Here is a 21,200-nt window from a genome sequence, read left to right as displayed (position 1 = left end):
GCGGCCGGACCTTACTGCGCCGCGATCCAGGCGCCCAGTTCCTGCCGTTCCGCCGGCGTCATGCCGGTCTCGTTGCCGAGGGGCATGGCGTTGGAATGGACGGCCTGGGCGTCCACCGCCTGGGCGTAGCGCCGGAGATCGGCGACGTCGTCCAATACCACGCCCTTCGGCGGCTCCGTAAAGCCCTCGTGCGCCGGATGGGCGGCGTGGCAGACGGTGCAGTGCTTGGCGACGATCGCCATCGCCTGCGCGTCGGTGACCGCGGCGCCGTCGGTGGCGGCACTGCGCGGCGCCGTCACCACGACGAGGGCGACGAGCGCCACCACCGCGACCGGCAGCACCCAGGCGATCTTCGCGAAGTGATCGCCGGCCTCGTGGCGGTTGATGAAGTGGCGGATCGAGCCGCCGGCGACGACGACGAGGGCGACGACGATCCAGGCGTGCGGGTGGCCGGTCAGCAGCGGATAATGGTTCGACACCATCATCAGCAGCACCGGCAGCGTCAGGTAGTTGTTGTGCAGCGAGCGCTGCTTGCCGGTCTGGCCGAGGGCCGGGTCAGGCGCCTCGCCGGCGATCAGCGAGGCGACGATCTTGCGCTGGTTCGGGATGATCACCCCGAAGACGTTGATCGCCATGATCGTGCCGATGAAGGCGCCGACGTGCAGCAAGGCCGCGCGGCCCGAGAACACATGGCTGTAGAGGGTGGCGGCCGCGAGGATCAGGGCGAACACGGCGAGCGCCAGCAGCGCCGTATGGCGGACGAGCCAGGAGCGGCAGAGGCGGTCGTAGATCAGCCAGCCGCCGGCGAGCGAGAACATCGAGATCAGCACCGCCTCGCCTGGGGTCATCTCCATGACGGCCGGGTCGATCAGGTACTGGCGGGCGTTCCAGTAGTACTGCACCACCATCAAAGCGAGGCCAGTCAGCAGCGTCAGGTAGGCGTCCCAGCGGTACCAGATCAGCTCCGGCGGCAGCGTCTTCGGGGCGACGAGGTATTTCTCGACCTGGTAGAAGCCGCCGCCGTGCACCTGCCAGGCGGTGCCGTAGACTCCCTCCGCCATGCCCTCGCGCTTGTGCAGCTTGAAGTCGAGGGCGACGAAATAGAACGACGTGCCGATCCAGCCGATGCCGACGATGAGGTGCGCCCAGCGGGCGAGCAGGTTCAGCCAGTCGGCGAGAAAGGCGGTCATCGGCGGGTCCGGCGCGGGCCGCGGGCGGCGGCGGGTGTGGTGAGCTCGTAGGTCGGCGCAAGCGGAGCGGTGGCGGGCAGCGCGCCGTGGCGCACGTCCTCGTCGGCGACGAGAAGCTCGGCTACGGTCATCGCGGCGATTGCGGCGGGCTCCTTCGACGTCACCCCGCCGATTGCGCCGATCGGGCAGACGAGCGCGGCGATCGCCGCCTCGGCGTGACCGGCGGCGCGCAGCTGGCTCTCGAAGCGGGCGCGCTTGGTGGCGCTGCCGATGACGCCGACATAGGGGAAATGCCCGGCCTTCAGGGCGGCGGCGACGACGGCGAGGTCGAGCGGATGCGAATGCGTCATCGCCAGCACGAAGGCCCCGTCGGGAGCAGCCGTCAGCACGGCCTCTGGATCGGCCTCGCCGGAGAGCGTGACGGTGCCGGGCACATGTCGGGGGAACGCCTCCGGCCGCGCGTCGACCCATGTGACCGCGAACGGCAGCGGCGCCAGCGCCATCACCAGCGCCCGCCCGACATGGCCGGCGCCGAAGAGGACGAGCGGCCGCCGGTCGTCGCCGAAGCGTTCGCGGATCGTGCCGTCGGGGGAAGTGGAGAGGGTGGCGGGGGAGGTAAAGAGGGATTCGTCTCCCGGCTTCGTCGAGGCGGGAACGGCGGCGGACGGGTTCGTCCCTCCCCCCTTGTGGGGGAGGTGGCCCGGCGCAGCCGGGTCGGAGGGGGCCCGGCCGCGCACGCGGCCGGGTGCCACGAGCGGAGCGTCGAGTTCGGATTGACGGGCCCCACCCTGCCGCGCTGCGCGCGGCGTCCCTCCCCCTGTCAGGGGAGGGAAAGGCGTCGCGCTTGCGGCGACGGCTTCATCCATAGAGGCTGCGCCCGATAAACTGACATTCTCGGATCGGACTGCGACGTGTCGCACCACCCGCCCGTCGGCACCGACGGGCCCGACCGTCTCGAATACCCCCACCGCCTCCCGCCCGGCCAGCGCGGCCACCGTCTCCCGGTCGCCCCCGTCGAACGTCTCGAACAACAGCTCCACCCGGCCGCCGCAGCACTGGCCGAGCTCCGGCCCGAGGGCGAAGGGCCGGCGCACGCCGCGCACTGTCCCGCCGCGCGCGAGCTCCGCCGTCGCCTCGGCGATCGCCCGCCATTCGAGCGTGCCACCGCCGATGGTGCCCGTGAAACGTCCGTCGGGCCTCACGACGAGCCGCGCGCCGGCCTCCCGCGGGGCGGAGCCGCGGACGTCGGCGACGGTGACGAGCGCGCACCGCCCCGCCGCCTCGATCGCCTCCGCTACCGCCCGCCACACCCGCATTGCCGCCGCCTCAGCCCGTCAGCGCCAGCACGGCGCGGCGGATCGCCTCCGGCGTCGCCGGCGCGTCGAGGGGCGGCACCACGCCCGGCTTCAGGCTCGCCAGCGCCCGGGTGATCGCCGAGAACACCGACACCGGCAGCATCAGCGGCGGCTCGCCGACCGCCTTCGACTTGAAGATGGTGTCCTCCGGATTTCCGCCGCCCTCATAGAGCGCGACGCGGAAGTCGGCCGGCACGTCGGTGGCGGTCGGGATCTTGTAGGTCGAGGGCGCGTGCGTGCGCAGGCGGCCGGCCTTGTCGAAGACGAGCTCCTCGGCCGTCAGCCAGCCCATGCCCTGGACGAAGCCGCCCTCGATCTGGCCGATGTCGATCGCCGGGTTGAGCGAGGCGCCGCAGTCGTGCAGCACGTCGACGCGGTCAACGCGCATCTCGCCGGTCAGCGTGTCGATCGTCACCTCCGAGCAGGCGGCGCCGTAGGCGAAATAGAGGAACGGCCGGCCGGTGGCGTTGGCGCGGTCCCAGTGAATCTTCGGCGTCGCGTAGAAGCCCGACGAGGACAGCGACACGCGGGCGAGGTTGGCGAGGCGGGCGAGGTCGCCGAAGCGGACGCGCTCGTTGCCGGCGACGACGTGGCCGTCCTCGAAGCGCACCGCCTCCGGCGTGCCACCCCAGGTCTCGGCGGCGAAGGCGGCGAGGCGGCTGCGGATCGTCTCGGCGGCGATCTTGGCGGCCATGCCGTTGAGGTCGGTGCCGGAGGAGGCCGCCGTTGGCGCGGTGTTCGGCACCTTGGCCGTCGTGGTGGCGGTGACGCGCACCTGGTCGAGCGCCACGCCGAACACCTCGGCCACCACCTGCGCCACCTTCACGAACAGCCCCTGCCCCATCTCGGTGCCGCCGTGATTGAGATGGATCGAGCCGTCCAGATAGACGTGCACCAGCGCGCCGGCCTGGTTGAGGTGGATGAGGGTGAACGAGATGCCGAACTTCACCGGCGTCAGCGCGATCCCCTTCTTCAGGATCGGGCTCTCGGCGTTGAAGGCGTCGATGTCGCGAACGCGGGCGCGGTAGTCGGAGGACGCCTCGAGCTCGGCGATCAGCTCCGGCAGGATGTTGTGCTCGACGGTCTGGCCGTAGGGCGTCACGTCGCGGCCGTCGCCGTAGAGGTTGGAAAGGCGGACGTCGAGCGGGTCGCGGCCGGTGGCGATGGCGATCGCATCCATCACCCGCTCGACGCCGACGACGCCCTGCGGCCCGCCGAAGCCGCGGAAGGCGGTGTTGGAGACGGTGTCGGTCCTGAGCCGGCGGCTGGCGATGCGCACCACCGGCAGGAAATAGGCGTTGTCGGCATGGAACATCGCCCGGTCGCAGATGCCGAGCGACAGGTCGCGCGAGTGGCCGCAGCGGGCGTACTGGTCCATCGCGATGGCGGTGAGCCGCCCGTTGGCGTCGACGGCGGCGCGCCAGTCGATGCGGAAGTCATGGCGCTTGCCGGTCATCATCATGTCGTCGTCGCGGTCGAGCCGAAGCTTCGCCGGCCGGCCGGTGACGTGGGCGGCGAGGGCTGCGAGCGCCGCCCACTGCGTCGCCTGGCTCTCCTTGCCGCCGAAGCCGCCGCCCATCCGCCGCACCTCGGCGACGACGTAGGCTGCCGGCAGGCCCAGCACCTGGGCGACGAGCTGCTGCACCTCCGTCGGGTGCTGGGTGGAGGTCAGCACGGTGATCTCACCGCCCTCCCCCGGCGTCGCCAGCGCCACCTGGCCCTCGAGGTAGAAGTGCTCCTGCCCGCCGATGCGGATCGAGCCGGCGACCACCTCCGGCGCCGCCGCCAGGTCGGCGTCGACGTCGCCACGCACGAACTGGTAGGGCGGCAGCACGTCGTCGCGGCCGCTCGCGAGCGCCTCGTCGATGGTGACGATCGGCGTCTCCTCCGCCACCTCGATGACGCCGAGGCGGGCGGCGCGGCGGGCCGCCTCGCGGGTCTCGGCGACGACGGCGAACACCGGTTGGCCGTGGAAGCGGATGACGCCGTCCGCCAGCACCGGCTCGTCGTGGGAGTGCGCCGGCGAGACGTCGTTGAGGCCCGGTACGTCGTCCTTCGTCAGCACCGCGACGACGCCCGGCGCGGCGCGGACGGCGGCGAGGTCGACGGACAGGATCGTTCCGCGCGCGGCCTTCGCGTATCCGGGCACGACGTGCAGCGTGCCGGCGGGTTCGCGCACATCGTCGATGTAGAGTGCGGCGCCGGCGACGTGCTTCTCGGCGCTGTCGTGCGGCGCCGGACGGCGGGCAACCTTCAGCGGCGGCGTCACGGCCGCGGCCTCATCAACGGGATCAGGCAGCGGGCGCAACGGCGGCCTCCCTGAGACCGAAGACGCGCGTGGCGGACGTCGGCGTCCCCGCCACCTCGATCAGCGCCTTCTCGACGAGCGAGCCGGCAACGTCGAGACGGTAGGCGGCGGACGCGCGCATGTCGTCGAGCGGCTGGAAGTCCTCCGCGAGGGCCGCACGGACCGAGCGCGGAAGCGCCTGATCACCAAGACGCGCACCCGCCAGCACCGCCTCGGCCGCGGTGGCCCGCTTCGGCACGCCGGCCATGCCGCCGAAGGCCACGCGGGCGGCCGCGATGCGGTCGCCGTCGAGCGTCAGCCGGATCGCCGCCATCACTGCGGAGATGTCCTGGTCGAAGCGCTTGGAGATCTTGTAGCAGCGGAAGACGTCGGCCGGCCCGAGCCGCGGTACCTCGACGGCGACGACGACCTCGCCGGGCGCGCGGTCCTGGCGGCCGTAGGCGAGGAAGAAGTCCTCCAGCGGCAGACGGCGGACGGTGTCGCCATGGCGCAGTTCCAGCGTCGCGCCCAAGGCGATCAGCGCCGGCGGCGTGTCGCCGATCGGCGAGCCGTTGGCGATGTTGCCGCCGACGGTGCCGGACACGCGCACCTGCTTAGAGCCGATGCGGCGCCAGAGGTTTCCGAGATCGGGATCGATCGCCGCGACGGCGGCTGCCGCCGCGTCGTAGGTGGCGGCGGCGCCGATGCGGATGCCGGTCTCGGTCTCGTCGATCGCATCGAGGCCGGCGACGCGGCCGAGCCAGACGATCTTCGGCAGGTCGCGCAGCTGCTTCGTCACCCACAGGCCGACGTCGGTTGCGCCCGCGACGATCGTCGCGTCCGGATGCTCGGCGAGCAGACGGCAGAGCGCGTCGAGCGAGGCCGGCGCGGCGAAGAAGCGGGTCGCGTCGCCGACGATGAGATCGGCGCCGTCGGCGAGCGCATTCAGGCGGGCGGCGGTCTCGGTGGCGCGCGCGGCGAAGCCGTCCGCCGGTGCGCCGGCGCAGCTCGCAAGCGCCGCCTCGACGATCGGCCGGTAGCCGGTGCAGCGACAAAGATTGCCGGCGATCCAGTCGCAGACGGTGTCGCGGTCGGCGGCGACGCCGGACTGGTAGAGCGTGAACAGTGACATCACGAAGCCCGGCGTGCAGAATCCGCACTGCGAGCCGTGCAGGTCGACCATCGCCCTTTGTACGGGATGAAGCGAGCCGCCGTCCGCGAGGTCCTCGACCGTGACGACCTCGGCGCCGTCGACCATGCCGAGCAGCTGGATGCAGGCGTTCACCGGCTCGTAGGCGAGCCGGCCATCGCGCACGCGCCCGAGGGCCACCGTGCAGGCGCCGCAGTCGCCCTCGTTGCATCCCTCCTTGGTGCCGACGCTGCCCTCGGCGAGGCGGAGGTGGTCGAGGAGAGTCGTCGTCGGACCGACGTCACCGAGCTCGACGACCCGGCCTTTCCTGATGAACTGTATGGCCTTGCGCGTCATCGTTCAGCTGCCACGATAAGTCGAGTAGCCGAACGGCGAGAGCAGCAGCGGCACGTGATAGTGGCTGTCCTCGGAAATGCCGAAGCGGATCGCGATCTGGTCGAGGAACAACGGATCGGGCAACGTGGCCGTTGCGGAGGCGCGGAGGTAACTGCCGGCCTGGAAGACGAACTCGTAGGTGCCGGCGCGAAAGGCCTCGCCCTCGAGCGCCGGACGGTCGAGGCGGCCGTCGGCGTTGGTGACGGCGGTCGCCAGGTGCTCGCGACCGCCGGCCCCGATCCGCCAGAGTTCCACCGTCAATCCGGCCGCCGGCTTTCCCAGCGCCGTATCGAGAACGTGCGTCGTCAGACGACCCAAGGGCGACCTCCGCTTCGCGACTCCGGCATGGCCGGAACGGTGAAGCTTTGAGCATGGCGCCCGACTATGCAATGCGGCGAAGAGGGTGGCTAGGCCGGCGCAGTGCCGGCCTAACCCCAAGCGATCCTCAGGCGGCCGGGGCCGCCGCCTGCACTGGCTTCTTCGCCCAGTACTCCTCGGACGCCTTGGTGGCGGAGAGTGCGTCCGCCGTCTCGTAGCCCGGCGCCATCGAGGCGGTCGTGCCTGCCATCACCTGATGATGGTCGATATTGAGGAGCCGCAGCCAGCTCTGCTGACCGAGCGTCAGGCCGATCATGCAGCCGAGCTCGACGAGCTCCGGCTCGCTGAAGTGGCTGTGCAGCCGCGCCCAGAAGGCATCGTCGGTGTCGGTGTGCCAGGTGATCGCCTCGGCATAGGCGAGCGCCGCCTTCTGGCGCTCGTCGTAGCGGGTGGAGCGCTCGAAGTTGATGAGGTCCATGACGTCGTCCTCGATGAGGGCGCCGCTCGTCGTCGCCCGCACCGAGCGCTGGTTGCCGCAGTACTCGCATTGCACCGAGCGCGACACGTAGAGCCGGCAGAGCTCCTTGATGGCGTGGTCGCAGACGCCCGTGCGGAACAGGTCGCGCCACGAGTTGGCGAAGAACCAGAAGGCCGCCGGAACGTGGGCGCGCACCGCCGAACTCTCCGGCCGCGGCGTGCCTTCGCGCTGGCAGCGACGCATCTCCTCCTGCATCTCGGGGTCCATCTGCTCGACGGGAACGTAGCTGATGCGCTGCTGGCTCATGGTTTCCTCCTGGTGATTTCTGGTTTTTCGGATCGAGGTCGGCGCCCTCAGGCGGCGAGCGCCGGCAGGCGCCGTGGGGTAGCGAGCCGCGGGGTCAGCAGACGGCGCAGCGTCACGCCGCCGCTGCTGAGGGCGTCCTTCAGCAGGCGCCGCGCCCGGTGCAGGCGCGTCTTCACCGTCTGCGGCTTCAGAGAGAGACGACGGGCGATGTCATCGATGCTGAGGTCGTCGACATTGCGCAGCACGAAGACGCAGCGGAACGGCTCCGGCAGGTCGTGCACGGCCTTGTCGAGCAGGTCCCGGAGCTGGCGCTCCTCCAGCATCGCCTCCGGCGTCGGCGGCGGGCGGCCGAACGGCAGCAGGGCGACGGCGTCCTCGTCACGCACGACGTCGAGGTCCTCGCGCACCGCCACCATCGCCGAAGACCGGCGCCGCACCCGCCCCATCGCCTCGTTGAGCGTGATGCGTGTGAGCCAGGTCGACAGGCTGGAAGCGCCGCGGAAGGAGGCGAGATGGGAGAAGGCCCGCAGATAGGCCTCCTGGACGACGTCCTCCGCCTCCGCCTGGTCGCGCACGACAGAGCGGGCGACCCGGTGCAGGCGACTGTTGTGGCGCCGGACGATGGCGCGAATGGCGGCCTGGTTTCCCTCGAGGGCGAGCGCGATAAGCGCCGCCTCGTCGTGCGTGCCCGTCTCCGGCATGTCCAACCCCGCCGATCATCGTTGTCGGTCGCCCTGCCCTCGGCCGGCGCGCGGAACGACCTCTTTGGGGTGTTGGATGCACTCTCGACGAAAAGGTTCCCAACGAAATCGTCGGGCGCCCGCAGCAGCGGCTTCGAAGCGTCAGACGCTGACGGCAAAAACCTGGCGCAGGCGATCGGCGACGGCGCGCAGCTCGCCGGCAGAGGCATGGGTACCGGAGCTCTGCCAGTTGGCGACGGCCCAGTCGCGAACCTCACCTTCGCCGCGCGGGGTGATCCTCACGTCGACGACGTCCTCGGTGGCCGGAAGGTTCTGGGCGGCGGCGATCAGGATGCGCTGCAGCTCGGGAACGGACAATGTGGGCTTCTCGGACATGGCGACCTCCGTTTTGCGAGGTCGCCCATCGTCATCGCCTCTCGCGGCGGTGATGCGTCACAAACGTGGCGATGCTGCGAAAATCTGGCCGGTCACGAGGCTGTGACGGCGGGACCCTCAGGGAATGAGCACCGTCGCCCCCGACGTGCGGCGGCCCTCGAGGGCCCGGTGCGCCTCAGCGACGTCAGCGAGCGGCAGTTCCTGCCGCGCCGTGACCGTGACCGCACCGGAGCGGACGACGTCGAACAGGTCCTGTGCCGTCTGCTCTAGGTCGGCGCGCGTGGCGATGTAGGCGAAGATCGTCGGCCGGGTCGCGTAGAGGGAGCCCTTCTGTGACAACAGGCTGATCTGGAACGGCGGCACCGGGCCGGACGCGTTCCCGAACGACACCCACAGCCCGCGCGGCCTGAGGCAGTCGAGGGAGCCGGGGAACGTGTCCTTGCCGACCGAATCGTAGGCGACGTCGACGCCGCGTCCGCCGGTGATGTCCTTGACGCGGGCGACGAAGTCCTCCGAGCGGTAGTCGATGACGTGGGTGTAGCCGTTCGCCGCCGCGAGGGCCGCCTTCTCCGGCCCGCCGACCGTGCCGATGATCGTGCCGACACCGAGATGGCGCGCCCACTGCCCCATCAGCAGGCCGACACCACCGGCGGCGGCATGCACCAGCATCACCGTCTCCGGGCGGACGGGATAGGTCGCCCGCAGCAGGAAGCGCACGGTCATGCCCTTCAGGACCATTGCCGCGGCGTCGCGATCGGCGATGTCGTCCGGCAGGCGGACGAGGCGGTCGGCGGCGATCAGGCGGGCGTCGGAGTAGGCGCCGAGCGTGACGACGTAGGCGACCCGGTCGCCCGGGGCGACGGTGGTGACGCCGTGGCCGACGGCCTCGACGATTCCCGCCGCCTCGGCGCCCGGAACGAAGGGCATCGCGGGCGCCGGGTAGAGGCCGGAGCGGAAGTAGGTGTCGATGAAGTTGACGCCGATCGCCGTGTGGCGGACGAGCGCCTCACCGGGACCCGGATCACCGAGATCGATCTCCTCGAGGCGCAGGACCTCCGGTCCCCCGGTCTCGTGAACGCGGACGGCGCGGGTCATGGCTCTCGCTCCTCGACTTCGGGGACCGATGCCTTGATAGCCGCGCCCCGCCGCCCGGCCAAGGGCCTGCGGCGGCGGGGCCCGCCGCGTCAATGGGTGGTGGCGCCGCCACCCCCTTTGGCGCGCTTGCCGCGCGCCAGGATGTTGATGATCTCCACCCCCGCGGCGAACGCCATCGAGAAGTAGATGTAGCCGCGCGGGATGTGGAAGCCGAGGCCGTCGGCGATCAGCGCGACGCCGATCAGGAGCAGGAAGGCGAGCGCCAGCATCTTGGTGGTGGGGTGGCGGTGAATGAAGTCGGCCACCGGCCCCGACGCGACGTACATCACGCCCATCGAGATGATCACCGCGGCGATCATGATCTCGACGTGCTCGGCCATGCCGATCGCCGTGATGATCGAGTCGATCGAGAAGACGAGGTCGATCATCAGGATCTGCCCGATGACGAGGCCAAAGCTCGCTTCCTTCACCGTCGCCGCGCCTTCGTGGACGCCCTCGATGCCGTTGTGGATCTCCAGCGTGCCCTTGACGAGCAGGAACAGTCCGCCGCCGATCAGGATGAGGTCGCGCCACGACACGGCATGATCGAAGACGGTGAAGACCGGCGCGGTCAGGCCGATGATCCAGGTGATCGCCAGCAGGAAGATGATGCGGAAGACGAGGGCGAGGCCGAGGCCGATCTGGCGGGCGCGCTTGCGCGTCACCGGGTCCTTGAGCTTGCTGGTAATGACCGACAGGAAGACGATGTTGTCAATGCCCAGCACGATCTCCATGATCGTGAGGGTGAGGAAGCTCGCGAGGGTGGCGGGCTGGAACAGCCAGTCGTACATCGTACGCTCCAGGGCGCGAGAGGTGGCGGGCGTCGACGGGGCGCCGGCTCATCGGGGGAAGTGACGGTGTGGCCACGCCGAAATCAATCGCGGCGGCGGCAACGGCCGGCCACGAACGCGTGAGCGCGAGTTTGGTTGCTCGGCCGCCGCGACGCTCAGTCGAAGACGCTCAGTCGAACAGGTCGTAGGCGTAGATCGAGCCGCCGCCCTTGGCGCCCGCGGCGCTGGTCGCGCCGTAGAGGCGGCGGCCGTTGGCGCTAACGATCGGCCCGTCCAGCGGGGCGTTGCCCGACTTCGCGGTGAAGTTGTGAAGGACCTTGAACCGGGTTCCGTTGGTCCGCAGCTGGAAGAGCACGCCGCCACCGTCTTCGCCACCCTGCGCGGCCGTGCCGTAGAGGGTCAGCCCGTCGAAGCCCTGCGCCACCGAACCTGGGACAGAGCCGGACGAGCCGGCGAAGTCGTGCAGGACCCTGTAGGCGGTCCCGTCGGAGCGGATGCGGAAGATGATGCCCTGGTCGCCGCGCCCACCGGACGGCGTGGTGCCGAACAGTTGCTCGCTGCGATAGCTGAAGATCAGAGCGGCGTCCTGCGGAGAGGCGCCGTCCTGCTTGCCGCCTTCGAACGCGTGAAGGGTAGCGAAGCGACTGCCGTCGGTGCGGATCGAGAAGATCGTGCCGAGGCCCTTGCCGCCACCGTCGCGCGTCGTGCCGAACAGCGTCTTGCCGTCACGCGAGAGCACGAGCCCGGCCATCGGTGTCGAGCCGTCGGTCTTGCGCTTGCCGAAGTGGTGGAGCACCACGAACGATGAGCCGTTCGCGGCGACCCGCCAGAGCGTGCCGCCGCCGTAGCGACCGCCCGTGCTAGCCGTCCCGAACAGCGTCTTGCCGTTCTGCGACAGCACCGGTGCGCCGAGCGGCGTCTCGCCGTCGCGGCCGCCGAAGCTCGCCAGCACGGTGAAACTGCGCCCGTCCGCCCGGACCGAGAAGATCGTGCCCACGCCGTTGTCGCCGCCGTCCCGGGTGACGCCCAGCAGCGTCGCCTTGCTCGGATGCACGGCCACCTGTCCGACCGCCGGACCACCGACGGCGGGGTCGAACCTGTGGAGCACGCCGAAGCGCTCGCCGTTCGGCTGCAGCCGCACCAGCGTGCCGGCTCCCATGGTTCCGCCGGCGGAAGGCAGCGCGAACAGGAAGTTGTCCCTCGAATCATAGGCAAGGCGGCCAGCGATGGCCTTGCCCTGCCCGCCGCCGAGCGATTGCAGGATGCGGAACCGGCTCGACTTCTGCGGCTCGATCGTCTGCGCCTCGACGGGCAGCATGGCGAGGAGGAGCAAGGCGACGGCACAGGCGACGAGTTTCCGCACGGCATCCTCCCCAACCGCCGCATGGAGTGCAGCCGGCGGGCGAGTGTTGCCGCAGCCGGCGCCTCGTTACAAGGCCGCACCCGAGTGCGACGATCGGCCGGCCGCCGCGGCTGGCGGACGGGTGCCGGCCGCTCCATGTTTGACGGCGAGACGGGCAGACGAGGCAGAGATGGACGAAGACCGCGAGCATTTCGACGTGGCGGTGATCGGCGGCGGGCCGACCGGCATGACGGCTGCCCTGGCGCTGGCGGCCGCCGGGCTGCAGGTCGCGCTGGTGGCGCCCCCTGCCGGTGCCGATCCGCGCACGACGGCGCTGCTCGGCGGGTCGGTCGACCTCCTGTCGTCGCTGGGTGTCTGGCAACGGGCCGAGGCGGCCGCAGCACCGCTGCGCACGATGCGGATCGTCGATGACACCGGGCGGCTGGTGCGTGCGCCGGAGGCCGTCTTCGACGCCGCCGAGGCGGGTGCCGAGACCTTCGGCTTCAACATTCCGAACGACGCCTTGAACGCGACACTCTCACAAGCCGTCGACCAGGCCGCCAACCTGGCCCGCGTGCCGGCGAAGGCGGACGCGGTGGTGCCGGGGGCGGCGCGCGTCACCATCGATGCCGGACCGTGGCGCCTGGCGGCCCGCCTCGTCGTCGCCGCCGACGGCGCGGCATCGGCCACGCGCGAGGCGGCGGGAATCGCTGTGCGCAGCTGGCAGTACCGGCAGACGGCGCTCGTCACGACGCTGTCGCACGGGGCATCGCACCACGACGCTTCAACCGAATTCCACACGCCGGCCGGCCCGTTCACGCTCGTTCCCCTTCCCGGCCGCCGCTCCAGCCTCGTCTGGGTCGAGCGGCCGGAGGCGGCGGAACGGCTCGCCGCATTGGACGATGCGGCCCTGTCGGCGGCGATCGAGCGGCAGGCGCATTCGATTCTCGGGGCAATGTCCGTGGACGGCCCGCGCGGCCTGCTGCCGCTCGGCGGCCACGTCGCGACGCGCTTCGCCGACCGGCGCGTGGCGCTGGTGGGCGAAGCGGCCCACCGCTTTCCGCCGATCGGCGCGCAGGGCCTCAATCTCGGCCTGCGCGACGTCGCGGTGCTGGCGCGCACCGTGGCGCGCGCGCGCGCCGGCGACCCGGGTGACGCGGCCCTGCTCGCCACCTACGACCGCGCGCGGCGCGGCGACGTGACGATGCGGACGGCGGCGGTGGACCTGTTCGACCGCTCGCTGCTGACGGGCTTCCTGCCGGTGCAGGTCGCCCGCGCCGCCGGGCTCTATCTCGCCGGCCGCGTCGGGCCGATCCGCCGCTTCGCCATGCGCCAGGGCCTCGGCCCGGCGACGCCGCTGGTCGGCTGGCGCTGACCGGCGGTCAGTTGAGCAGTGGCAGCAGGTCCTCGGTGATGAGGTAGAGCGTCAGCGTCACGGTGAGGACGGACGCGGCGGTGCCGAACAGCACCGCGCCGGAAGCGCGCTCCACGTAGACGCGGTACTGGCTCGCCAGCACGAACGCGTTGGCGGCCGGCGGCAGCGAGGCCATCAGCACCGCCGTCTCGACCCAGGACGACGAGAACCCTCCGATCAGCAGCATCAGCGCGAACACCATCAGCGGGTGCAGCACCAGCTTGACCAGAAGCAGGAACGGCAGTTCCCACGGCACGCCGGGCACGGGCCGCAGCGCCGCCGTCACGCCCATCGCGAACAGGGCGCACGGTGCCGCGGCTGAGCGCAGATAGGTCAGCAACTGGTCGAGGGCCTGCGGCGGGCGGAACTCGAGGGCCGCCGCGGCGACGCCCGCGATGGTGGCGAGGATGAAGGGGTGCGTGAAGATGCGCTTCAGGCACACCTTCACCGTCGCCCAGACACCACCGCCCTCGGTGCCACCGATCGCCATCAGCACCGGCACGAGCGTGAACAGCAGCATCGAATCGAAGCAGAAGATCAGCGCCGCCGGCACCGTCGCGGTCGGTCCGAGCGCCGCCAGCGTCAGGCCCGGCCCCATGTAGCCGACGTTGGCGTAGCCGCCGACGATGCCCTGGATGGTCGCCTCGGGGATGCGGCCGCGGGTCGCCAGCATGCCGATGCCGAAGGCGATGGCGAAGGCGGCGGCGGTGGCCGTGGTGGTGGCGGCGACAAAGCGCCAGTTCGCCAGCTCCTCGATCGGCGTCTGCGACAGCATCTGGAAGAACAGCGCCGGCAGCGCGAGGTAGACGACGAAGAACTGCAGCCAGGCGAGGCCGACGTCCGGCAGCCGGACGATCTTGCCGGAACCGTAGCCGAGGAAGATCAGCCCGAAGAAGGGCAGCGCCAGCGACAGGACCTCGGCCATCTCGCGCCCGTTTTCGCCGGAGGGGGAGCTTCGGCCGCGGCGGGATTGCGCGTCGGCGCCGCGGTCGGTATCCACCGTCGCCTATCGGGCTTCGCCACGCCGGTCAACGCGACCTTGGACGATGAGCCGCCCGCAGCCCGATCGGCCGATGGACGAGCGACACATCAAGCCACCGCCTTCGATCGTCACCCGCGCCCTGCGGCGGCTCGAGTTCGGGCTCCTGATGGTGGCGACGGGCGCGGTTCGGGCGGTGCCGGTCGCGGTCGCCTCCGATGCGATGGCGGCGATGTGGCGGGCGATCGCGCCGCTCTTGCCGCGCCACGCCCGTGCCCTCGACCATCTCGAGCACGCCTTCCCGGAGCTGCCCGCCGAGAAGCGCCGCTGGATCGCCCGCGAGATGTGGGGCAACCTCGGGCGCGTCACCGCCGAGACGATCCAGCTCGACCGGCTGGTCGCCGACCCCTCCCGCTTCGAGGTGACGCCTGCCGGCCTCGAGACGCTGTCCCGCGGCCGCGACGGCGCGGTGCTCGTGTCGCTGCACATGGGCAACTGGGAGGTCGTCATCCAGGCGGCCAATGCGGCGAAGCTGTCGTCGACAGGCGTCTACCAGACGCTGCGCAACCCATTGGTGGACGACTGGCTGCAGGCGCTCCGCGCGCCGCTCTATCCCGGCGGCCTGCTGCCGAAGGGCTCCGCTACCGCCCGCCAGATGCTCGGCCGGGTGAAGCGCGGCCAGGTGGTCGCCGTGCTGGGGGACCTGCGCGAATCGGCCGGCATCCAGGTGCCGTTCTTCGGCCGGCCGGCCTATGCCAACCCGTTCCCGGCGATGGCCGCGCGCATCGGCGGGGTGCCGATGATCGCCGGCCGCGTCCGCCGCCTCGAGGGCACGCGCTTCGTCATCGACGCGGTCGAGGTGCCGGTCAGCCACACTGACGACCGCATCGCCGATGTCCACGCCACCACCGCCGCCATGCACGCCCAGTTCGAAAGCTGGATCCGCGAGGCGCCGGAACAGTGGATGTGGGCGCACCGCAAGTGGGAGACCAAGCAGGCCGGACGGCGATCGCGGCGCATCGCGGCGGCCGAGGCGCGAGCCGACGCCTCACACATCGGGCCTTCGGAGGGGTAGCCTGAGATGGACGATCTGTTCCCGCAGATTCCCTACTTCAACCAGTCCTCTGCCGACGCACCGCGCGTGCGCGTTGGTTCGATCGGCGTCGAGGTGGTCGAGCGGCTGCCGCCGACAGCGACCGGCGGCGCGTTCTCGATCATCGAGACGACCAACCAGCCGGGCTTCGGCCCGCCGCTGCACCGGCACCATGAGACGGAGATCTTCCGGGTTCTGGAGGGTAGCTACCTCTACCGGATCGACGAGCGCACGTTCCACGCGTCGGAGGGCGACCTCGTGGTGACGCCCGGAAATGCCGTGCACGCCTTCCGCAACATCACCGATCGCCCGGCGCGCCAGCTCGTCATGATCGTGCCGGGGTGGGACTCGCTCGCGCTCTTCTCGGAGCTCGACGCCGCCTTCGTCGACGGCGTGCTCGATCCTGCGCTCCGCAACGCCTGGTGCCGGAAGTGGCGCTGCGACCTCCTCGGCCCGCCGCTCGGGCCGGAGGGCTGAGGCCGCTGCGGCGTCCCGCCGATCTTGTGCGGGTGCGAAGGATCGGCCACGCTCCGCAGGCAACGAGGGGGACCGTCCGATGAAGACACCGCGCGCCTTCTACCAGCCGCTCGCCATCGGCGCGCCGATGCCGCTCCGCGAGTTGCCGGTGCGGGTCGAGCGGATGATCCACTTCGTGCCGCCGCATCTCGACAAGCTGCGCGCCAAGGTGCCGGACCTCGCCCGCCAGGTCGACGTGGTCCTCGGCAACCTCGAGGACGCCATTCCCGCCGACCAGAAGCTCGCCGCCCGCCGCGGCTTCATCGAAATGGCGAAGGCGACCGACTTCGGCGACACCGGCTTGTGGACGCGCATCAACGCCCTCGACAGCCCGTGGATGCTGGACGACGTCGTCGAGATCGTCGGCGCCATCGGCGACAAGCTCGACGTCGTCATGGTCCCGAAGGTGCAGGGTCCCTGGGACATCCACTATGTCGACCAGCTGCTCGCGCAGCTGGAAGCCAAGGGTGGCGTCAGGAAGCCGATCCTCATCCACGCCATTCTCGAGACGGCCGAGGGGGTGAAGAACGTCGAGGCGATCGCGACCGCGAGCCCGCGCATGCACGGCATGAGCCTCGGCCCGGCCGACCTCGCCGCCTCCCGCGGCATGAAGACGACGCGGGTCGGCGGCGGCCATCCCGATTATGTCGTGCTCGCCGACGCCGCGGGTGACGCACCGCGCGCGGCCTTCCAGCAGGACCTCTGGCACTACACGGTCGCGAAGATGGTCGACGCCTGCATGGCCGCCGGGATCAAGCCGTTCTACGGGCCGTTCGGCGACTTCTCGGACGGTGCCGCCTGCGAGGCGCAGTTCCGCAACGCCTTCCTGATGGGCTGCGTCGGCGCCTGGTCGCTGCACCCGAGTCAGATCGACATCGCCAAGCGCGTCTTCAGCCCGCGCCCGGAAGAGGTGGCAATGGCGAAGCGCATCCTCGACGCCATGCCGGACGGCACCGGTGCGGTGATGATCGACGGCAAGATGCAGGACGACGCCACCTGGAAGCAGGCGAAGGTGATCGTCGACCTCGCGCGACAGGTGGCGGCGCGGGATGGTGAGACCCCGCATGGACTCTAATGTACGCCCTCGCCTCGTACCAGAGTTACTTTGCCGGGACGTTCAGGCGAGTCTCGCATTTTACCGGAACATCATTGGATTCGAGGTCTTGTACGAAAGACCAGAGGAAGGATTTGCCTACCTTAGCCTCTCCGGGGCCGAGCTGATGCTGGAACAGGAGAACGACCACTGGACCACCGGACAACGCGAGCCACCGTTCGGCCGCGGTGTGAACTTCCAGATCGAAGTCGATGATGCGGACGAAGTCGTCTCCCGGTTGGTGGAGGCCGGTGTGACGCTGTTTCGGCCAATTGAAGACTCCTGGTACCGAGCGGGTCAGGACGAACTTGGCAACAGGCAGTTTCTCGTCCAGGATCCGGACGGTTATCTACTGCGTTTTTTCCACGACCTGGGACGTCGGAAGTTGTTTCTCGACTAGCGGCCGACCGAACTGCCTGCACCCTCGGCATTGGCGAAGTCCCGGCCCGTCCAGATGCGCGGCTCGATCGCGGCGAGACCGTCCTCGATGCGGATGTAGTTGTAGGCGTTCGGCTCGCCGCGCAGCCGCGTCGACGTCGCCGAGGCCGCCTGCACGACCAGCAGCGAGCGCGTCGCCGCCCGCTCGGGCGCCCGCGCCTTGACGTCGGCAATGTGTCCGCCCGACAGGACCGGCTCGAGAAACCGGGCATAACCAAGATGGAGATGGCCGGACAATGTCAGCTTGACGCCGGCCCGCTCGAAGCGATCAAGCGCCTCTGCCGCGCGTCCGACCGTGCGCACGGTCGGTTCGTCCATCGGCGGCAGGAAGGGATGGTGGGCGACGACGATGCGAAAGAGCGGCGAGGGCATCGCCGCGAAGCGCTCCTCGGCACGCTCCATCTGCGATCGCTTCAGACTGCCGTGCGCCCAATTGAGCTCGAGCATCATCGCCCGTGCGCTGTTGATGCCGACGAGCCCGATCTCCTCGTCCTGAAACACCGGCTCGGTCACCGGGTGGATGAACCGGCGGAAACGAGCGAACGGATCGAAGAAGCGCTGCACGAGGTGGTACGGGCTGATGTCGTGATTGCCAGGCACCGCGATCCACGGCGAAACGAGACGATCCAAAAACTGGCGCGCCGCCCGGAACTCGCCGCTCCGCGCCGACTGCGTGAGGTCGCCACTCACCACCACGAGGTCGGGCCGCTCCGAATTGAGTTCGGCGACAAGCGCCTCCACCACCCGCTCGTCGGTGCGGCCGAAATGGAGATCGGAAATGTGAGCGAGGCGCCTCATCGTGCGGCTCGCGCCCGAGCTTCCGTGAGCGATCCGCCGGTCAAGCCGCGAGACCCGCGTTAGCCGGCGCACGGCCCGTGGCCGCCGGAAGCGCGGCGTCGCCGGAAGCGGGCGCGGTCGTTGCGTCGCCCGGCGCCTCGAGCCGGGGCGGCACGATCACCCTCAAGGCGCCGCGCCGGATGCGATAGGCCAGCGGCGGGGCGAGCAGCAGGATTTCGCCGTCGTTCATCACGCGCACGGATTTGCGCCGGCTGCGAATGGTGAAGGCATCCGCCTCGAAGCGTTCGAGGTCGGCGGCGTCGCGCCAGCGGCCGAACGCCATGCGCACCCCCAGCACCACCGCCCGCCACGGCGTCAGCGACGCCGCGACGTAGAGGACGAGGCGGCCGTCATCGAGGGCGGAGCGAGAGAACATGCGCCCGAACCCCTCCTCGTAGTCGCCGTCGACGACGGTCAGCGCGCGGGTGCGCAGCACCCGCTTGCGGCCGTTCGCCTCGAGCTCCAGACGCATCGCGGGATAGCGCACGAGCCCGCGCCAGGCGGACACCAGAAACGCCCACCAGTCACGCACCCGGAAAGAGCCGCGGAAGCGCTCCCGACGCTTCGCCAGTCGCGAGGCAAGGCCGAGGACGGAGTTGCAGACGAAGACGTGGCCGTTGACCTCGCCGACGTCGATGTCGCGCGCATTGCCGCCCGCGATCGCCTCCACCGCGGCGCCGATGTCATCGAGGGGCATGCCGAGGTCGCGGGCGAACAGGTTTGCGGTGCCGAGGGGCAGAACGGCGAGCGCCACGCCCGTGCCGGCGAGCCGCTGCACGGCACAGGCGATGGTCCCGTCACCGCCGCCCACCACCACGGCGTCTGCGCCGTGGGCCACCGCAGCGTCCATCCGGTCGTTAAGCTCACGGCCGTCATCGGGCTCGAACGTAGCGTCGAAACCGCGGACGGCGAAGGCCTCCGCGATTGCGGCCTCCGCGTCGTCGACGCCGAGCAGGCTGCCCGCCGACGTATTCAGAACTACCGCGACCCGCATCGAACACTCCCTCGCTCGACCCGCAACGCTGGTAACCCGTCCCGGGTTGCCTTCTCGGCGATTGCCGGAGGGGCGCGCATTGCCGCAGCCGCGGCAGCTTCCGCTTGACTTGTCTCCATATGGGCAGGCATCACGGCGGACGGGCGATCAACCGGGGGCGCGCGGCCGCGGCCCGTCGACGCGCCGTGGATTCCAATGCACAGCTACCGCACTGCCAAGTACGGGATCGGACAGGTGGTCCGCCACCGCTTCTATCCGTTCCGCGGCGTCGTCTTCGACGTCGATCCGAGCTTCAGCAACAGCGAAGAATGGTGGCTTTCGATCCCCGAGGAGATCCGTCCCTCGAAGGACCAGCCCTATTATCACCTGTTCGCCGAGAACTCGGAGACCGAGTACGTCGCCTACGTCTCCGAGCAGAACCTTCTGCCGGACGAATCGGGCGAACCGGTGCGGCACCCGCAGGTGGACGAGATCTTCGACAGCCTGCAGGACGGACGCTACCGCGAGCGCGGCACCCGCCGCCACTGACGCGGATCCACCCAGCGCCGGCCGGGGGGGCCGGATCTCTCCGGAAGCGGTAGTCAACGCCATGCCAGCGCAGCCGTCCTTCATCGCCGACGTCGCGGAGGCGGAGGCATTCCTTGCCGCGCATCCCGAGATCGTTCAGTTCGAGGCCTTCATCACCGATCCCTCCGGCGTGCAGCGCGGCAAGATCCTGCGCCGGCCGGAGCTCCTCGGCGCCTACCGCAACGGCCGCCCCCTGCCCTGCTCGATCCTGTCGCTCGACATCCGCGGCGCCGACGTCGAGGAGACCGGGCTCGTCTGGGAGGAAGGCGACAGCGACCGCGTCTGCCGGCCGATCGCGGGAACGCTCTGCCCGGTGCCGTGGCGCGACAGCCCGACGGCGCAGTTGCTGCTCACCTCCTACGAGCGCGACGGCCGACCGACCGAGGCCGACCCGCGCCACGCGCTCGCCAGCGTCGTCGAGGCCTGCAAGGCGCGCGGCCTGCATCCGGTCACCGCGGTCGAGCTCGAGTTCTATCTCCTCGACGGCGAGGCGGCCGCGGAGCTGAGAGCCGAGCCGCCGACGGCGCCGAACGGCTTCCGCCAGGCCGACCTGCAGGCATACCTGATGCAGGACCTCTCCGATTTCTCCGGCTTCCTCGATGGCCTCTACGAGGCCGCCGAGGCCACCGGCCTGCCGGCGCGGACACTGATCTCCGAATACTCCCCCGGCCAGCTCGAAGTGGTTCTGGAGCACCGCACCGATGCGCTCCGGGCCTGCGACGACGCCATCCTGTGGAAGCGCCTCGTCAAGGCGGTGGCGGAGAATCACGGCTACGCCGCGACCTTCATGGCGAAGCCCTATGGCGACCGCGCCGGTTCCGGCATGCACCTGCACGTCTCGTTCGCCGACGCGGATGGCAAAAATCTCTTCGCCGGCGACGAGCCGGAGGGCAACGCGCTGCTGCGCGCCTCGATCGCCGGCCTCGAGGCGACGATGGCGGAGGGCATGGCGCTGTTCGCCCCCAACGCCAACAGCTACCGCCGCTTCCGGGCAAACTCCTACGCGCCTGTCGGGCCGGCCTGGGCGATCGACAACCGCTCGGTGCCGATCCGCGTGACCGCCGGGCCCCCGGCCGCGCGCCATCTCGAGCACCGCGTCTGCGGCGCCGACGCCAACCCCTATGTGGCGCTCGCCGCCGTCCTCGCCGGCATGCTGGAGGGCGTCGAGGCGGGGCTCGAGCCGTCCGTGCCGATCACCGGCAACGGCTACGCCCAGATCGCGCCGAGCCTGCCCCGCCACTGGCCGGAGGCGCTGGCTCGCGCTCGTCGGGGCGAGGTCCTGAAGCGCCGGCTCGGGGAGCGCTTCCACGACGTCTTCCTGACAGTGAAGGAAGCCGAGTGCGACCGCTTCTTCGCGGAGGTGAGTGATCGCGACTATGCCTGGTACCTGCGGCTGGCCTGATTGAGGGAGATCCGGGGCAGTGCGACCGCCGCCGCCCCGCCGCGACATCGCGCGCTCAGACTTGT

The 21,200-nt window shown here is 70.6% G+C and carries 21 protein-coding genes; 7 read left to right on the top strand and 14 right to left on the bottom strand.

The genetic code is table 11. The features are described 5' to 3' along the window. Window positions 1-11: 11 nt before the first annotated feature. The 11 genes from RUR49_RS18060 to RUR49_RS18010 form a co-directional block, all read right to left on the bottom strand. On the bottom strand, window positions 12-1,190 hold the full coding sequence (locus RUR49_RS18060) for a urate hydroxylase PuuD (protein ID WP_409147795.1): 1,179 nt from the start codon (window positions 1,188-1,190) through the stop codon (window positions 12-14). Next, window positions 1,187-2,506, bottom strand: a complete 1,320-nt coding sequence (gene xdhC, locus RUR49_RS18055; protein ID WP_409147794.1) for a xanthine dehydrogenase accessory protein XdhC — start codon at window positions 2,504-2,506, stop codon at window positions 1,187-1,189. The genes RUR49_RS18060 and xdhC overlap by 4 nt, the downstream gene beginning before the upstream one ends. A 10-nt stretch (window positions 2,507-2,516) precedes the next feature. Beyond that, the gene (gene xdhB, locus RUR49_RS18050; RefSeq protein WP_409148126.1) at window positions 2,517-4,814 is read right to left on the bottom strand and encodes a xanthine dehydrogenase molybdopterin binding subunit; all 2,298 of its coding nucleotides are present in this window, start codon (window positions 4,812-4,814) and stop codon (window positions 2,517-2,519) included. Between the two features lie 22 nt (window positions 4,815-4,836). Then, on the bottom strand, window positions 4,837-6,318 hold the full coding sequence (gene xdhA / locus RUR49_RS18045; RefSeq protein ID WP_409147793.1) for a xanthine dehydrogenase small subunit: 1,482 nt from the start codon (window positions 6,316-6,318) through the stop codon (window positions 4,837-4,839). Between the two features lie 3 nt (window positions 6,319-6,321). After that, window positions 6,322-6,675: a hydroxyisourate hydrolase gene (gene uraH / locus RUR49_RS18040; protein WP_409147792.1), complete on the bottom strand. Its 354-nt coding sequence runs from the start codon at window positions 6,673-6,675 to the stop codon at window positions 6,322-6,324. A gap of 127 nt (window positions 6,676-6,802) precedes the next feature. Continuing rightward, window positions 6,803-7,459: a carboxymuconolactone decarboxylase family protein gene (locus RUR49_RS18035; RefSeq protein ID WP_409147791.1), complete on the bottom strand. Its 657-nt coding sequence runs from the start codon at window positions 7,457-7,459 to the stop codon at window positions 6,803-6,805. 47 nt (window positions 7,460-7,506) lie between these two features. Further along, a complete protein-coding gene (locus RUR49_RS18030) occupies window positions 7,507-8,160 on the bottom strand; it encodes an RNA polymerase sigma factor (protein ID WP_409147790.1) in 654 nt (217 codons plus the stop codon). Window positions 8,161-8,301: 141 nt separating this feature from the next. Beyond that, on the bottom strand, window positions 8,302-8,535 hold the full coding sequence (locus tag RUR49_RS18025; RefSeq protein WP_409147789.1) for a hypothetical protein: 234 nt from the start codon (window positions 8,533-8,535) through the stop codon (window positions 8,302-8,304). Between the two features lie 117 nt (window positions 8,536-8,652). Continuing rightward, on the bottom strand, window positions 8,653-9,630 hold the full coding sequence (locus RUR49_RS18020; protein ID WP_409147788.1) for a quinone oxidoreductase family protein: 978 nt from the start codon (window positions 9,628-9,630) through the stop codon (window positions 8,653-8,655). Window positions 9,631-9,719: 89 nt separating this feature from the next. After that, entirely contained in the window at window positions 9,720-10,460 is a 741-nt protein-coding gene (locus RUR49_RS18015) for a TerC family protein (RefSeq protein WP_409147787.1), read from the bottom strand. 169 nt (window positions 10,461-10,629) lie between these two features. Then, window positions 10,630-11,823, bottom strand: coding sequence for a TolB family protein (locus RUR49_RS18010; RefSeq protein ID WP_409147786.1), 1,194 nt, complete (start codon window positions 11,821-11,823; stop codon window positions 10,630-10,632). Between the two features lie 169 nt (window positions 11,824-11,992). Here RUR49_RS18010 and RUR49_RS18005 point away from each other — a divergent pair, with 169 nt between their 5' ends. Continuing rightward, a complete protein-coding gene (locus RUR49_RS18005) occupies window positions 11,993-13,177 on the top strand; it encodes a UbiH/UbiF family hydroxylase (protein ID WP_409147785.1) in 1,185 nt (394 codons plus the stop codon). Window positions 13,178-13,184: 7 nt separating this feature from the next. Here the strand turns inward: RUR49_RS18005 and RUR49_RS18000 are convergent, their stop codons facing one another. Beyond that, window positions 13,185-14,141 (bottom strand): AEC family transporter, encoded by a 957-nt coding sequence (locus tag RUR49_RS18000; protein ID WP_409147784.1) that lies wholly within the window; start codon window positions 14,139-14,141, stop codon window positions 13,185-13,187. A gap of 148 nt (window positions 14,142-14,289) precedes the next feature. Here RUR49_RS18000 and RUR49_RS17995 point away from each other — a divergent pair, with 148 nt between their 5' ends. The 4 genes from RUR49_RS17995 to RUR49_RS17980 all read left to right on the top strand — a co-directional run bounded on the left by RUR49_RS17995 (window position 14,290) and on the right by RUR49_RS17980 (window position 17,297). Continuing rightward, window positions 14,290-15,270 (top strand): lysophospholipid acyltransferase family protein, encoded by a 981-nt coding sequence (locus RUR49_RS17995; protein WP_409147783.1) that lies wholly within the window; start codon window positions 14,290-14,292, stop codon window positions 15,268-15,270. Window positions 15,271-15,276: 6 nt separating this feature from the next. Continuing rightward, window positions 15,277-15,765 (top strand): cupin domain-containing protein, encoded by a 489-nt coding sequence (locus tag RUR49_RS17990; protein ID WP_409147782.1) that lies wholly within the window; start codon window positions 15,277-15,279, stop codon window positions 15,763-15,765. Between the two features lie 79 nt (window positions 15,766-15,844). Beyond that, the gene (locus RUR49_RS17985; protein WP_409147781.1) at window positions 15,845-16,879 is read left to right on the top strand and encodes an HpcH/HpaI aldolase/citrate lyase family protein; all 1,035 of its coding nucleotides are present in this window, start codon (window positions 15,845-15,847) and stop codon (window positions 16,877-16,879) included. Then, window positions 16,869-17,297, top strand: a complete 429-nt coding sequence (locus RUR49_RS17980; protein ID WP_409147780.1) for a bleomycin resistance protein — start codon at window positions 16,869-16,871, stop codon at window positions 17,295-17,297. The genes RUR49_RS17985 and RUR49_RS17980 overlap by 11 nt, the downstream gene beginning before the upstream one ends. On the opposite strand, the gene RUR49_RS17975 is transcribed toward RUR49_RS17980, so the two are convergent. Then, entirely contained in the window at window positions 17,294-18,133 is an 840-nt protein-coding gene (locus RUR49_RS17975) for a metallophosphoesterase family protein (protein WP_409147779.1), read from the bottom strand. The genes RUR49_RS17980 and RUR49_RS17975 overlap by 4 nt on opposite strands. 40 nt (window positions 18,134-18,173) lie before the next feature. Then, the gene (locus tag RUR49_RS17970; RefSeq protein WP_409147778.1) at window positions 18,174-19,166 is read right to left on the bottom strand and encodes a diacylglycerol/lipid kinase family protein; all 993 of its coding nucleotides are present in this window, start codon (window positions 19,164-19,166) and stop codon (window positions 18,174-18,176) included. 195 nt (window positions 19,167-19,361) lie between these two features. Between RUR49_RS17970 and hspQ the strand changes: the two genes are divergently transcribed. Both hspQ and RUR49_RS17960 read left to right on the top strand, forming a co-directional pair. Continuing rightward, complete coding sequence (gene hspQ, locus RUR49_RS17965) at window positions 19,362-19,694, top strand: heat shock protein HspQ (protein WP_409147777.1); 333 nt, start codon at window positions 19,362-19,364, stop codon at window positions 19,692-19,694. A 61-nt stretch (window positions 19,695-19,755) separates the two neighbouring features. Beyond that, on the top strand, window positions 19,756-21,135 hold the full coding sequence (locus RUR49_RS17960; RefSeq protein WP_409147776.1) for a glutamine synthetase family protein: 1,380 nt from the start codon (window positions 19,756-19,758) through the stop codon (window positions 21,133-21,135). The last annotated feature ends 65 nt before the right edge of the window (window positions 21,136-21,200 follow it).

This window comes from Pseudoxanthobacter sp. M-2 (genome assembly GCF_046156265.1).
Lineage (GTDB): Bacteria > Pseudomonadota > Alphaproteobacteria > Rhizobiales > Segnochrobactraceae > CAMDHY01.
The sequence above is the reverse complement of the archived record's forward strand: the minus strand, read 5'-3'. Positions and strand labels throughout refer to the sequence as shown.

Excerpts from the sequence above, each read along its gene's own strand:
- RUR49_RS17975 (WP_409147779.1), bottom strand. The coding sequence starts at position 18,133 with ATGAGGCGCCTCGCTCACATTTCCGATCTCCATTTCGGCCGCACCGAC.
- xdhC (WP_409147794.1), bottom strand. The coding sequence starts at position 2,506 with ATGCGGGTGTGGCGGGCGGTAGCGGAGGCGATCGAGGCGGCGGGGCGG.
- RUR49_RS18035 (WP_409147791.1), bottom strand. The coding sequence starts at position 7,459 with ATGAGCCAGCAGCGCATCAGCTACGTTCCCGTCGAGCAGATGGACCCC.
- RUR49_RS18015 (WP_409147787.1), bottom strand. The coding sequence starts at position 10,460 with ATGTACGACTGGCTGTTCCAGCCCGCCACCCTCGCGAGCTTCCTCACC.
- xdhA (WP_409147793.1), bottom strand. The coding sequence starts at position 6,318 with ATGACGCGCAAGGCCATACAGTTCATCAGGAAAGGCCGGGTCGTCGAG.
- RUR49_RS17960 (WP_409147776.1), top strand. The coding sequence starts at position 19,756 with ATGCCAGCGCAGCCGTCCTTCATCGCCGACGTCGCGGAGGCGGAGGCA.
- RUR49_RS18020 (WP_409147788.1), bottom strand. The coding sequence starts at position 9,630 with ATGACCCGCGCCGTCCGCGTTCACGAGACCGGGGGACCGGAGGTCCTG.
- RUR49_RS18000 (WP_409147784.1), bottom strand. The coding sequence starts at position 14,141 with ATGGCCGAGGTCCTGTCGCTGGCGCTGCCCTTCTTCGGGCTGATCTTC.
- RUR49_RS17990 (WP_409147782.1), top strand. The coding sequence starts at position 15,277 with ATGGACGATCTGTTCCCGCAGATTCCCTACTTCAACCAGTCCTCTGCC.
- RUR49_RS18060 (WP_409147795.1), bottom strand. The coding sequence starts at position 1,190 with ATGACCGCCTTTCTCGCCGACTGGCTGAACCTGCTCGCCCGCTGGGCG.
- hspQ (WP_409147777.1), top strand. The coding sequence starts at position 19,362 with ATGCACAGCTACCGCACTGCCAAGTACGGGATCGGACAGGTGGTCCGC.
- RUR49_RS18005 (WP_409147785.1), top strand. The coding sequence starts at position 11,993 with ATGGACGAAGACCGCGAGCATTTCGACGTGGCGGTGATCGGCGGCGGG.
- RUR49_RS18030 (WP_409147790.1), bottom strand. The coding sequence starts at position 8,160 with ATGCCGGAGACGGGCACGCACGACGAGGCGGCGCTTATCGCGCTCGCC.
- RUR49_RS17980 (WP_409147780.1), top strand. The coding sequence starts at position 16,869 with ATGGACTCTAATGTACGCCCTCGCCTCGTACCAGAGTTACTTTGCCGG.
- RUR49_RS17985 (WP_409147781.1), top strand. The coding sequence starts at position 15,845 with ATGAAGACACCGCGCGCCTTCTACCAGCCGCTCGCCATCGGCGCGCCG.
- RUR49_RS17970 (WP_409147778.1), bottom strand. The coding sequence starts at position 19,166 with ATGCGGGTCGCGGTAGTTCTGAATACGTCGGCGGGCAGCCTGCTCGGC.
- RUR49_RS17995 (WP_409147783.1), top strand. The coding sequence starts at position 14,290 with ATGGACGAGCGACACATCAAGCCACCGCCTTCGATCGTCACCCGCGCC.
- RUR49_RS18025 (WP_409147789.1), bottom strand. The coding sequence starts at position 8,535 with ATGTCCGAGAAGCCCACATTGTCCGTTCCCGAGCTGCAGCGCATCCTG.